Genomic DNA, 12,632 nt, shown 5'->3' with positions numbered 1-12,632 from the left:
CCATGCAGATTTCGGTAAATGAGTTCCTGACACCCCGCCACATTGATGTGCAGGTTGTCAGTCCAACCCGCGCCAAGATCACTCTCGAGCCTCTCGAGCGTGGTTTTGGCCACACCCTGGGCAACGCGCTGCGCCGCATCCTGTTGTCCTCAATGCCCGGCTGCGCAGTAGTCGAGGCCGAGATTGACGGTGTGCTCCACGAGTACAGCGCCATCGAAGGTGTACAGGAAGACGTAATTGAAATCCTGTTGAACCTTAAAGGTCTGGCCATCAAGCTGCACGGTCGTGACGAAGTTACGCTGACCTTGTCGAAGAAGGGTTCGGGGGTGGTTACCGCTGCCGATATTCAGCTGGATCATGATGTCGAGATCGTTAATCCCGATCACGTAATCGCTAACCTGGCGTCTAACGGCGCCCTGAACATGAAGCTCACCGTAGCTCGTGGTCGTGGTTATGAACCAGCAGACTCGCGTCAGAGCGATGAAGACGAAAGCCGCAGCATCGGTCGCTTGCAGCTTGACTCTTCGTTCAGCCCGGTTCGCCGTATCGCATACGTGGTGGAAAACGCCCGTGTCGAGCAGCGCACCAACCTGGACAAGCTGGTTATTGATCTGGAAACCAACGGTACTCTGGATCCTGAAGAGGCTATCCGCCGCGCTGCAACCATTCTGCAACAGCAGTTGGCTGCGTTCGTCGACCTCAAAGGTGACAGTGAGCCAGTGGTTGTCGAGCAGGAAGACGAGATCGATCCGATCCTGCTTCGCCCGGTTGACGATCTGGAACTGACTGTACGTTCGGCTAACTGCCTTAAGGCGGAAAACATCTACTACATCGGTGACCTGATTCAGCGTACCGAAGTAGAGCTGTTGAAGACTCCGAACCTGGGCAAGAAATCCTTGACTGAAATCAAGGACGTTCTGGCCTCCCGCGGTCTGTCCCTCGGCATGCGCCTCGACAACTGGCCGCCTGCAAGTCTTAAGAAGGACGACAAGGCGACTGCCTGATCGTCGTAATCACCGAACGTAGTGTTTGGTAAGGAATGAACCATGCGTCATCGTAAAAGTGGGCGTCACCTGAGCCGCACCAGCTCGCACCGCAAGGCCATGTTCCAGAACATGGCGGTGTCGCTGTTCGAGCACGAGCTGATCAAAACTACTCTGCCAAAAGCCAAAGAACTGCGCCGCGTTGCCGAGCCGCTGATCACTCTGGCCAAGACAGACAGCGTTGCTAACCGTCGTCTGGCTTTCGACCGTACTCGTTCGAAAGCTATCGTTGGTAAGCTCTTCAACGACCTGGGCAAGCGTTACGCTACCCGTGAGGGTGGCTACCTGCGCATCCTCAAGTGCGGTTTCCGCGCTGGCGACAACGCGCCTATGGCGTACGTCGAACTGGTTGATCGTGCTGTCGGCGGTGAAGCTGTATCCGCTGAGTAAGACATCAGTCTGAAACAAGGAACCGGGCCTAGTGCCCGGTTTTTTGTGCCTGTAAGAAATGCGCTATTCGTACAAGCTTCTACCCTGTTTGGTTCTGCACTATGTGCCAGGATTTATCGTTAGTTTTTCTCTATTGATAGTCATGAGTTAATGAATTTGTGGCTGTCATATTGATGATCGATACTCCCTAACAAGCCGATTAGCCGGCAGTTCAAGACCGATAGAGGATGAAGATCGCATGAGCCAGAACAAGACGCTTACGACCGCCAGTGGCGCACCTGTCGCTGATAACCAGAATTCTCGCTCCGCTGGCCCTCGTGGCCCGTTGCTGCTCGATGATTTCCATCTGATCGAGAAGCTTGCTCACTTCAACCGGGAAAACATTCCTGAGCGTCGTGTACACGCCAAGGGTTCGGGCGCATACGGTACTTTCACGGTCACTCGCGACATTACGCAGTACACCAGCGCCAAGCTGTTCTCCGCTGTCGGCAAACAGACGCCGACCTTCCTGCGTTTTTCAACGGTCGGTGGCGAGCGTGGCTCGGCCGACACCGAGCGCGATCCACGTGGCTTCGCCCTCAAGTTCTATACCGAAGAAGGCAACTGGGACATCGTCGGCAACAACACGCCGGTGTTCTTCATTCGTGATCCGCTGAAATTCCCTGACTTTATCCACACCCAGAAACGCCTGCCGCAAAGCAACCTGAAAAGCGCGCAGATGATGTGGGACTTCTGGTCGCATTCGCCTGAAGCGCTGCACCAGGTCACGATCCTGTTCTCTGATCGCGGCATTCCGGACGGCTATCGCCACATGCACGGCTTCGGCAGCCACACCTACAGCCTGATCAGCGCTCAAGGCGAGCGCCACTGGGTGAAGTGGCATTACAAGACCAAGCAAGGAATCAAGAACCTGGCGCCGGCAGACGCGGCACGTTTGGCAGGCACAGATCCCGACTACGCCCAGCGCGATCTGTTCGAGGCCATCGAACGTGGTGACTTCCCGAAATGGAGCGTGTGCATCCAGATCATGACCGAGGCCCAGGCCGCTGCGCACTACGAGAACCCGTTCGACGTGACCAAGACTTGGTCGCAGAAGGAGTTTCCACTGATTGAAGTGGGTGAGCTGGAACTGAACCGTAATCCGCTCAACTACTTTGCTGAAGTCGAGCAAGCTGCGTTCGGTCCCAGCAACATGGTGCCTGGCGTAGGTCTGTCGCCGGATCGCATGCTGCAAGGTCGTGTGTTCGCATACGCCGACGCTCACCGCTACCGTGTAGGCACCAACCACCAGCAACTGCCGGTGAATGCCCCACGCAGCCCGGTGAATACTTACCAGCGTGATGGTTCGATGGCTTTTGGCAGCAATGGTGGCGCAGCGCCTAACTACGAGCCGAACAGCTATGTAGAGTCGCCGAAGCAAGCGCCGCACTATGCCGAGCCTGCACTGGCCCTGAGCGGCGCGGCTGATCGCTACGATCATCGTGAAGACAGCGACTACTACAGCCACGCCGGTGCGCTGTTCCGTTTGATGAGCGACGAGCAGAAAGCATTGCTGGTCAGCAACATCGCCGGCGCGATGGCGGGTGTATCGAGTGATGTCGTCGACCGTCAGTTGCAGCATTTCCACAAAGCCGATCCGGCGTACGGAGAAGCAATCGCAAAACTGCTCAACGTACAGCTTAACGAAGTCTAAACGAGAAGCAGAACCGCCCTCATTAGGGCGGTTTTTGCGTTATTTAGGCTGCTTTTCTCAGAATATCTTCGCTTTTATTGCGCGAAGTGAGTGACCTTCCAGTCAGGTTGGTTCAAACTACAGACTTTCAAGCAGGGAGATGTAGGGCGATGCAAGGCCACCCAGACGTTATCGATTACCTCAACACGTTGCTGACCGGCGAACTGGCCGCGCGTGACCAATATTTCGTTCACTCGCGGATGTATGAGGACTGGGGATTCACCAAGCTCTACGAACGAATCAACCACGAGATGGAAGAAGAAGCCGGTCACGCCGATGCGCTGATGCGCCGCATTCTGATGCTCGAAGGCACCCCGCGCATGCGTCCGGATGACCTGGATGTTGGTACCACGGTCGAGACCATGCTCGAAGCGGATTTGCGTCTTGAGTACAAAGTGCGCGCCGCGCTGTGCAAGGGCATCGAACTGTGCGAACAGCACGGCGACTATGTCAGTCGCGAGATCCTGCGGGTTCAGCTCAATGACACCGAAGAAGATCACACCTATTGGCTTGAAAAGCAGTTGGGCCTGATCAAACTGATCGGTATCCAGAACTACCTGCAGTCCCACGCGTCCTGATTGCAGCCGATACAAAAAAGCCCCTGTCACTGACGAAGTGACAGGGGCTTTTTCATGCCCGGCGATCAGGCCCGATCGCGGAGCAACAGCGGCTTGAGGTAATGGCCGGTGTGAGACTGTTTCATCTCGGCCACTTCCTCCGGCGTACCGGTGGCGATGATCTGTCCACCTTTCGAACCACCCTCGGGGCCGAGATCCACCAGCCAGTCGGCGGTCTTGATCACGTCGAGGTTATGTTCGATCACTACCACGGTATTGCCGTGGTCGCGCAGGCGATGCAGTACGTCGAGCAGTTGCTGAATGTCCGCGAAGTGCAGACCGGTAGTCGGCTCATCGAGGATATACAGGGTCTTGCCGGTATCGCGTTTGGACAGCTCGCGGGACAACTTGACCCGCTGTGCTTCACCACCGGACAGCGTCGTCGCCGATTGCCCGAGCTTGATGTAGGACAGGCCTACATCCATCAGCGTTTGCAGCTTGCGCGCCAGCGCCGGCACCGCATCGAAGAACTCCCGCGCTTCCTCGATGGTCATCTCGAGGGTTTCGTGGATGCTCTTGCCCTTGTATTTGATCTCCAGTGTTTCGCGGTTGTAGCGCTTGCTCTTGCACACGTCGCACGGAACGTAGATGTCCGGCAGGAAGTGCATTTCCACCTTGATCAGACCGTCGCCCTGGCAGGCTTCGCAACGACCACCCTTCACGTTGAACGAGAAACGCCCCGGGCCGTAACCACGGGAGCGGGACTCGGGCACGCCGGCGAACAGTTCGCGGATCGGCGTGAACAGCCCGGTATAGGTTGCCGGGTTGGAGCGTGGTGTACGGCCGATTGGGCTCTGGTCGATGTCGACAACCTTGTCCAGATGTTCCAGGCCTTTGATGCTGTCGTGGGCTGCGGCTTCCAGGGTGGTCGCGCCATTGAGTGCCGTTGCGCTCAGCGGGAACAGCGTGTTGTTGATCAGCGTCGATTTGCCGGAGCCGGAAACGCCGGTCACGCAGGTCAGCAGGCCGATCGGGATTTCCAGGTCAACGTTGCGCAGGTTGTTGCCACGCGCGCCCTTGAGCGCCAGCACCTGTTTCTTGTTGCGCGGCGTGCGCTTGGCCGGCACTTCAATCTTCACCCGGCCCGACAGGTATTTACCGGTCAGCGAGTCCGGGTGTGCCATGACTTCGTCCGGCGTGCCTTCGGCGACGATCTGCCCGCCATGAACCCCGGCGCCCGGGCCGATATCCACTACGTAGTCAGCGAGACGAATCGCGTCTTCGTCATGCTCGACCACGATCACCGTATTGCCGATGTCGCGCAGGTGCTTGAGGGTGCCGAGCAGGCGGTCATTGTCGCGCTGGTGCAGGCCAATGGACGGCTCGTCGAGGATGTACAGAACACCCACCAGGCCCGCGCCGATCTGGCTGGCCAGACGAATCCGCTGTGCCTCGCCGCCAGATAGCGTGTCGGCACTGCGATCCAGCGACAGATAGTCGAGACCGACATTGACCAGGAATTGCAGGCGCTCGCGGATTTCCTTGAGAATCTTGTCGGCGATCTCGCCACGGCGCCCGGTCATCTTCAGCGCGCCGAAGTAATCGCAAGCGTCGCCGATCGGCAGGTTGGTCACCGCCGGCAGGGTTTTCTCGCCGACCCACACGTGCCGCGCTTCGCGACGCAGGCGGGTGCCACGGCAATCCGGGCAGGACTGGGTGCTGAGGAACTTCGCCAGTTCTTCGCGAACGCTTGCCGATTCGGTTTCGCGGTAGCGGCGTTCGAGATTCGGCACGATGCCTTCGAACGGGTGCGAGCGCTTGACGATGTCGCCCCGGTCGTTGAGGTATTTGAAATCGACGTTCTGCGAGCCGCTGCCGTGCAGGATGTACTTCTGCTGGTCGGCCGGCAGCTCGTTGAACGGCTGCTCCAGGCTGAAGCCGTAATGCGCGGCCAGCGAGCCGAGCATCTGGAAGTAATAGACGTTGCGCCGATCCCAGCCACGAATCGCGCCCTCGGCCAGCGTGAGTTCACCGTTGACCAGTCGCTTGATGTCGAAGAACTGCTTCACGCCCAGACCGTCGCAGGTCGGGCAGGCGCCGGCCGGGTTGTTGAAGGAAAACAGCTTGGGTTCCAGCTCGCTGATCGCGTGGCCGCAGATCGGGCAGGCGAAGCGCGCGGAGAAAATCATCTCTTCGCCTGGCTCGTCGTCCATCGGCGCCACCAGCGCGATGCCGTCGGCCAGCTTCAGTGCGGTCTCGAAGGATTCCGCCAGACGCTGCTGCAGATCCGCGCGAACCTTGAAGCGGTCGACCACGACTTCAATCGTGTGCTTCTTCTGTTTATCCAGTTTCGGCAGTTCGTCCAGCTCGCAGAGCCGGCCGTTGACCCGGGCCCGGACGAAGCCCTGGGCGCGCAGTTCTTCGAACACCGACAGATGCTCGCCCTTGCGCTCGCGAATCACCGGCGCCAGCAGCATCAGCTTGCTGCCTTCCGGCTGAGCCAGCACCAGATCGACCATCTGGCTGACGGTCTGCGCTTCCAGCGGAATGTCGTGATCCGGGCAGCGCGGTGTACCGACGCGCGCATAGAGCAGGCGCAGGTAGTCGTAGATTTCGGTGATGGTGCCGACCGTGGAGCGCGGGTTGTGCGAGGTCGACTTCTGTTCGATGGAGATCGCCGGCGACAGGCCTTCGATGGTGTCGACGTCGGGTTTTTCCATCATCGACAGGAACTGTCGGGCATAGGCCGACAGGGATTCGACATAGCGGCGCTGACCTTCGGCGTACAGCGTGTCGAAGGCCAGGGACGACTTGCCGGATCCGGACAGGCCGGTGATGACGATCAGTTTGTCCCGTGGCAGGGTCAGGTCGATGTTCTTCAGGTTGTGGGTGCGGGCCCCACGAATCAGGATCTTGTCCAAAATGGCCTCGCTCGGCGGGCGTCGAAAACACAGGAGTATACGGCCAAATACTGGATGGATGCACACTATCAAGTGATGGGTTTTTTGCCTTACATGAAGAGAGTTTCATCTGTACGCGTCAAAGCGTCGCGATATACCCCGTCTCTCGATGGGACTGGTAGAATCGCCGCCGGTTCACACGAGGTTTTTCCATGCACGATCCCCACAGCGAACGCATGAGTGGCAGCGAGACCCGCGCGGCGAGCGGTCTGGCCCTGGTGTTCGCCTTCCGTATGCTTGGCATGTTCATGGTGTTGCCGGTACTGGCGACCTACGGCATGGATCTGGCGGGAGCGACCCCGGCCCTGATCGGGCTGGCGATCGGCGCTTACGGCCTGACCCAGGCGATTTTCCAGATTCCGTTCGGGATCATTTCCGACCGCATCGGTCGCCGTCCGGTGATTTACCTGGGGCTGATCGTCTTCGCCCTCGGCAGCGTGCTGGCGGCTCAGGCCGATTCGATCTGGGGCGTGATTGCCGGGCGGATCCTGCAGGGCGCCGGCGCTATTTCTGCGGCGGTCATGGCCTTGCTCTCCGACCTGACCCGCGAACAGCACCGCACCAAGGCAATGGCCATGATCGGCATGACCATCGGCCTGTCGTTCGCCGTGGCGATGGTGGTCGGCCCGCTGCTGACCCGTGCATTCGGCTTGTCCGGCCTGTTCCTCGCCACCGGTGGCATGGCACTGGTCGGGATCGTGATCGTTATGTTCATGGTGCCGAAATCCACCGGGCCGTTGAGCCATCGCGAGTCCGGCGTTGCACGGCAGGCGTTGATGCCGACACTCAAGCACCCGGACCTGCTGCGGCTGGACCTGGGCATTTTTGTGTTACATGCGATGTTGATGTCGAGCTTCGTCGCACTGCCTTTGGCGTTGGTTGAAAAGGCCGGTCTGCCCAAGGAACAGCACTGGTGGGTCTACCTCACCGCGCTGCTGATTTCTTTCTTCGCCATGATCCCGTTCATTATCTACGGCGAGAAGAAACGCAAAATGAAACGAGTTTTGCTCGGCGCCGTGATGACGCTGATGCTCACTGAGCTATTCTTCTGGCAGTTCGGTGACAGCCTGCGGGCTCTGGTGATCGGGACGGTGGTGTTCTTCACCGCGTTCAATCTGCTGGAAGCATCGCTGCCGTCACTGATCAGCAAGGTTTCACCGGCAGGTGGCAAAGGCACGGCCATGGGCGTGTACTCCACCAGTCAGTTCCTCGGTTCGGCACTCGGCGGGATTCTCGGCGGCTGGATGTTCCAGCATGGCGGTCTGTCGGTTGTGTTCCTCGGATGTGCCGGGCTGGCTGCACTTTGGCTGGCCTTTGCTGTTACCATGCGCGAACCTCCCTACGTGACGAGCCTGCGCCTGCCGTTGTCGCCCGAAGCGATCCGCGAAGCGGGTCTGGTCGAGCGTCTCAAGGCCCTCGTAGGGGTAACTGATGCAGTGATAGTCGCTGATGAAGCGGCGATCTACATCAAACTGGACACCGAATTAATGGATCGCACCACTCTCGAACGCCTGGTGAACAACCCGGCGCAGACTGCGTGCGAAGCCTAGGAGAACGTTATGGCCCGTGGGGTTAACAAAGTCATTCTGGTCGGTACTTGCGGCCAGGATCCCGAAGTACGCTACCTGCCCAACGGTAACGCCGTGACCAACCTGAGTCTGGCGACCAGCGAGCAGTGGACCGACAAGCAGACCGGTCAGAAGGTCGAGAAGACCGAGTGGCACCGCGTATCGATGTTCGGCAAGGTTGCCGAAATCGCCGGCGAATACCTGCGCAAGGGTTCGCAGGTTTACATCGAAGGCAAGCTGCAGACCCGTGAGTGGGAAAAAGACGGTATCAAGCGTTACACCACCGAAATCGTGGTCGACATGCAAGGCACCATGCAACTGCTCGGCGGCCGTCCACAACAGGGCGACCAACAAGGCGGTGGCAACAACTATCAGCAGCAGGCGCCACGCCAACAGGCTCCGCGTCCGCAGCAGTCGGCACCTCAGCAGCGTTCGGCCCCGGCTCCACAGCAGGCCGCACCGCAACCGGCTCCGGATTTCGACAGCTTCGATGACGACATTCCGTTCTGATTCGCTGCTGTATCCGCGCTAAACAAAAAAGGCCCGTCGCTGAATGCGACGGGCCTTTTTCATGCACGCTGGTTTTTCAATCAAGAATCAGATGTGGCAGAAACCGGCTCGAATCCTTGGTGATAAGACTGTTGTCTTCCCGCACACCAATCCCCGCCGCCTGATCACCGATTACCCATGAACCGATCAACGTGTAGCTGTCGTCGAACTTCGGCAACGGGGCAAGTTCCTGAAGGATGAAGGGCGCGTCGGTGTAGGGCCCATCCTCTTTGACGATCAGACCTTCGGCGGTCTGCAGCTCGATGTTGGCGCCTTCCCGAGAGAAGTACGGTTTGCGTACCCAACCCTTTGGCACCGCGCTGCCCGGGTTCGGGTCGAGGTGCGCGGCGAGCAGATTCGGGTGGCCCTTGTGAAACTCCCATAGCAGGGGCAGGGCGCCCTTGTTGGAGAGGATCGACTTCCACGCCGGTTCGAAAAACTGCGTGTCGCACTCGGCAATCGCCGCGCCGAACGGCTCGTGGAAGATGAATTCCCAGGCGTGCAGTTTGAACAGGTGCGGGATCCAGCGATCTTCGAGATCCACGAAGCGGCCGTCAGCGCTCAGGCCGATGTCTTCAATATCGATGTGCCGCGATTCGATGCCGACCTTCTCTGCGATCAGCCGCAGATAATCCGTGGTGCCCTTGTCTTCGACCGAGTCTTTCATCGAGGCGAAGTAAAACGGCCGCTTCAGTTTCAGTTGAGCAAAGGCTTCGTGCAGCCGGGTGTCGATGCTGTTGAACTGGTCGGCATGGCGCGGCAGCATTCCGCGCTCGATGCATTGCTCCAGCCAGCCCCACTGGAACGCCGCCGCTTCATAAAGGCTGGTGGGCGTGTCGTAGTTGAGTTCGAGCAGCTTCGCAGGGCCGTTGCCGCTGTAGGAGAAGTCCATGCGCCCGTACAGATGCGGATGACCTTCCAGCCAGGACGTTCGGATCATGTCGTAGTACGGTGCCGGAATGCTCAGACGATCCAGCAGTTCTTCGCTGTGCACGACGCGGTCGACCAGATCCATGCACATCTCGTGCAACTCGGTGGTCGGATCCTCCAGATCGTTTTCGATCTGCGCGAGCGTGAACTGGTAGTAGGCGCGCTCGTCCCAGTACGGCTCGTCGTCGATGGTATGAAACAGAAAACCGAGGCTTTCGGCGGTCTGTTTCCAGTCGTGGCGCTCGGCGCAGTGGATCTTCTTCATGGTCAGCTGCTCGAACGGCCCCAGCCGCCCCAACCGCTGCGTGCGCTGGACTGGCTGCCGAAACCGCCACGGGAAGTGGACGAGGCGACGTTGACCGGTTTGCGGTAATCGCTGTCGTAGTCCCGCTGGCTGCGGCTCGGTGCCGACTCGATTCGACGGTTCAGCGTCGAGGTGTCGTAGGTCTGGCGGGTATTGCGCTCACGATAAACCGGCCGCGAGTCGCTCGCGCGGTTGTTGCTCATGGCATTGCCGATCAGCCATCCGGTGAGCCAGCCGTTGCCTGCACCGCTGGATGAGTGCGAGGTACTTGTCTGATTGCTCTGCACGGCAGCCGCATCACCCGCCGGCATCTGTGCATTGGCGATCGCATCGAGGTTCTGCGCCGGCTCACCGTCCTGCGGCACCTTGAAGCCACCGAGTTTCGGCACGAAACGGCCGGCGGAATTTTTCTGACACCAGTCAGCAGCAAAGTCCGCGTCGCAGGCAGCCTTGTCGTCGTAGGCCGGGGAGATCCGCCGGTGTTCGGCCAGGGCGGCGACGTAGGCATTCGAGCAGACATCCGGCGCCAGTTCGGCGTCGACGCATTGTTCGACACTCTGGAAGTTGCGTTGCTGTTCCTGGGCGGCCACTTCACCGGAAATCGCCAGGGCCACCGAAGCGGCCAGCGACAGTTGAACGTACTTGCTTCGTTTCATCTCAGGCTTCCTGCCGATCAGTAGGACGGGGTCATGCACGCGGCGTTGAGCATGCCGACGCTGATTGCCACCGCCGCCACGTAAATGCCCGCGGCGATTTCACCGTTGGCGATACGTTGGGACGTGCCTTTGAGCACCAGCCCGGTCGCCAGGAAGGCCAGCAATTGCACCACAGCCGCGATCACCGCCCAAAGCACGAAGTCGAGGACGTTGATCGAATGGGCGATCACGTTGCTCGCCGGAATCGCGAAGCCGATGATCGCGCCGGACAGGGCAATGGCGGCGGCGACGTTGCCGGAACGGATCAGCTCGAATTCCTTGTGCGGCGTGACGCGGGTGTAGACGAACTGAAACAGCATGAACAGCAGCACGGCGCCGATCAGGTAGGCAACGAAACCGACCAGCGCGGCTTTGTTCAGGGAAATGGACAACGCTTCCAGCATGGAAAACTTCCTTTTAGATAGTGCTCAAATCGGTGGTGTACAGCGAGATGCCCAGCGAGGTGCTCAGGCTGACGGTGCCTTCTTCGTCCTGTTCGACGGAGAACAGCAAGAGCTCGCGGCGATCGGTCAGGCCGGTCTCCCGGGCGTAAAGCATCGAGTGATGGTTGATGGTGTAGGACTCGTCCGGGTTGATCACCTGTTCGGTGAGCGGCACCAGTTCGGTCTGGCCGCGTTCGGTGCCCCATTCACGAGTGTATTCGACACCTTCGTGGCAGTAGGTCGGCAGGCCGATCAGGCTGTTCGGGCCGGCCAGGCGCTGCAATTCGGCGTCACTGTTGACCGTCACATAGCTGAGGTAGTTGAACAGCGTCACCGACTCGATCTGGTCGTCGCCGGTGACATGGACTTGTACCCAGAACTCTTCATCGTTCAGATAGTAGCGATGCAGTTTGTTCGACTGACCGAGGTCGATCCAGCCGGCGCTCCAGATGGCCTGGGCGTCGGGAACACGTACCGAGGTGCTGCCGTCGAGCAACAGGCCGAGGGTCGTGTCGAAGCGGATCGCCTTGCCCTGCGCCAGTCCGAGCGGGCCACCGGCAGACTCGGAGGTCGACGCCGCCGACTGCCGGTTGCTGGTGCCGAGCAAATCTTTGAACCATCCCATGGGTACATTCCTTGAAGCGGGTGGAGGTATTCGTTGGCAAAACGCCGCTAGTGTACCGGGCCGCGCGGTGAACGAGCAGGCAAAAAAAAGAAGGGCACGCGGTGCCCTTCTTTTTCTGGCCGCCGTTACTGGGCGGACTTCTGCTTCAGACGCTCGAGGATGGCGTTGGCGCTGCCTTCGTTCGGCGTGATGCCGGCTTCGCGCAGCTTGCGGTCCAGGTCGTTGCCGGTCGTGGCATCGGCCAGTTCGTCCTGAGCATTCAGCTCGGCGGCACGTTGCTTTTGCTTTTCCTGCAGACGGTTCAGGGTGCCGACGGCGGTTTCCAGTTTGCCGTTGGCGCCGCCGCTGGCGATCGAAGCGCTGACCTGAGCCTTCTGCACGCTTTCGCGGGCCTTGGCCATGTCCACTTGCTGGCGCAGGCTCTTGATCCGCGCTTCGGCCTTGTTGATGTCCTTGCGCATGTTGTCGGCGTAGGTGCCGAACTCGTCGCTCTGGGCCTTCTCGGTGGTCAGGTCGTTGGTCAGGGTCGAAATTGCTTCGGCCACTTCCATCGCCAGATCTTCGCGGCCGGCGTTCAGGGCGGAAACAGCCTTGGCTTCCAGGTCCTTGATCTTGGCGTCGTACTCGCTCACGCGGTCGGCGGACAGCTTGTGCTTGGCCATGATGGTGACCAGTTCGCGACGGGCGTTGGACAGGGCGCTGTCGGCGTCACGGATTTCCTGATCGAGGATGCGCAGGGCCTGTTGGTCAACGATCGCTTCGCCGACTTCATTGGCGCCGCCGCGCAGCGCGGTGAACAACTTGTTCCAGATGGACTGAGTCATTGGATTTTCCCT

At 59.7% G+C, this 12,632-nt stretch carries 12 protein-coding genes; 6 read left to right on the top strand and 6 right to left on the bottom strand.

Translation table 11 applies throughout. The features are described from left to right. Positions 1–2 precede the first annotated feature (2 nt). From L6D82_RS10115 to bfr, 4 genes are all read left to right on the top strand, one after another. Positions 3–1,004 carry a DNA-directed RNA polymerase subunit alpha gene (locus tag L6D82_RS10115; protein ID WP_003186012.1) on the top strand — a complete coding sequence of 334 codons (1,002 nt, stop codon included), beginning with the start codon at positions 3–5 and terminating at the stop codon, positions 1,002–1,004. A gap of 42 nt (positions 1,005–1,046) precedes the next feature. After that, entirely contained in the window at positions 1,047–1,433 is a 387-nt protein-coding gene (gene rplQ / locus L6D82_RS10110; RefSeq protein ID WP_007955635.1) for a 50S ribosomal protein L17, read from the top strand. 238 nt (positions 1,434–1,671) lie between these two features. Further along, a complete protein-coding gene (locus L6D82_RS10105) occupies positions 1,672–3,126 on the top strand; it encodes a catalase (RefSeq protein WP_085747592.1) in 1,455 nt (484 codons plus the stop codon). 149 nt (positions 3,127–3,275) lie between these two features. Further along, positions 3,276–3,743 carry a bacterioferritin gene (gene bfr, locus L6D82_RS10100; RefSeq protein WP_102686410.1) on the top strand — a complete coding sequence of 156 codons (468 nt, stop codon included), beginning with the start codon at positions 3,276–3,278 and terminating at the stop codon, positions 3,741–3,743. A 65-nt stretch (positions 3,744–3,808) separates the two neighbouring features. Here the strand turns inward: bfr and uvrA are convergent, their stop codons facing one another. Next, the gene (gene uvrA, locus L6D82_RS10095; protein WP_085747593.1) at positions 3,809–6,643 is read right to left on the bottom strand and encodes an excinuclease ABC subunit UvrA; all 2,835 of its coding nucleotides are present in this window, start codon (positions 6,641–6,643) and stop codon (positions 3,809–3,811) included. Positions 6,644–6,834: 191 nt separating this feature from the next. On the opposite strand from uvrA, the gene L6D82_RS10090 reads away from it, so the two are divergent. After that, the gene (locus L6D82_RS10090) at positions 6,835–8,232 is read left to right on the top strand and encodes an MFS transporter (RefSeq protein ID WP_007955631.1); all 1,398 of its coding nucleotides are present in this window, start codon (positions 6,835–6,837) and stop codon (positions 8,230–8,232) included. Between the two features lie 9 nt (positions 8,233–8,241). Further along, complete coding sequence (locus L6D82_RS10085; protein WP_003228709.1) at positions 8,242–8,760, top strand: single-stranded DNA-binding protein; 519 nt, start codon at positions 8,242–8,244, stop codon at positions 8,758–8,760. A gap of 76 nt (positions 8,761–8,836) precedes the next feature. Here L6D82_RS10085 and L6D82_RS10080 read toward each other — a convergent pair whose 3' ends face one another. The 5 genes from L6D82_RS10080 to L6D82_RS10060 all read right to left on the bottom strand — a co-directional run bounded on the left by L6D82_RS10080 (position 8,837) and on the right by L6D82_RS10060 (position 12,620). Continuing rightward, entirely contained in the window at positions 8,837–9,994 is a 1,158-nt protein-coding gene (locus L6D82_RS10080; protein ID WP_236188919.1) for a glutathionylspermidine synthase family protein, read from the bottom strand. 2 nt (positions 9,995–9,996) lie between these two features. Then, positions 9,997–10,689, bottom strand: coding sequence for a DUF1190 domain-containing protein (locus L6D82_RS10075; RefSeq protein WP_085609134.1), 693 nt, complete (start codon positions 10,687–10,689; stop codon positions 9,997–9,999). 17 nt (positions 10,690–10,706) lie between these two features. Next, positions 10,707–11,132 carry a DUF350 domain-containing protein gene (locus tag L6D82_RS10070; RefSeq protein ID WP_007955627.1) on the bottom strand — a complete coding sequence of 142 codons (426 nt, stop codon included), beginning with the start codon at positions 11,130–11,132 and terminating at the stop codon, positions 10,707–10,709. Positions 11,133–11,145: 13 nt separating this feature from the next. Then, positions 11,146–11,796: a DUF2491 family protein gene (locus tag L6D82_RS10065; protein ID WP_134020882.1), complete on the bottom strand. Its 651-nt coding sequence runs from the start codon at positions 11,794–11,796 to the stop codon at positions 11,146–11,148. A gap of 125 nt (positions 11,797–11,921) precedes the next feature. Beyond that, on the bottom strand, positions 11,922–12,620 hold the full coding sequence (locus tag L6D82_RS10060) for a PspA/IM30 family protein (RefSeq protein WP_085747597.1): 699 nt from the start codon (positions 12,618–12,620) through the stop codon (positions 11,922–11,924). Positions 12,621–12,632: the final 12 nt, after the last annotated feature.

Origin of the sequence: Pseudomonas paraglycinae (assembly GCF_021601625.1) — a bacterium.
GTDB lineage: Bacteria > Pseudomonadota > Gammaproteobacteria > Pseudomonadales > Pseudomonadaceae > Aquipseudomonas > Aquipseudomonas paraglycinae.
Note: the sequence above shows the minus strand (reverse complement) of the source record. Positions and strands in the feature narration are given on the sequence as shown.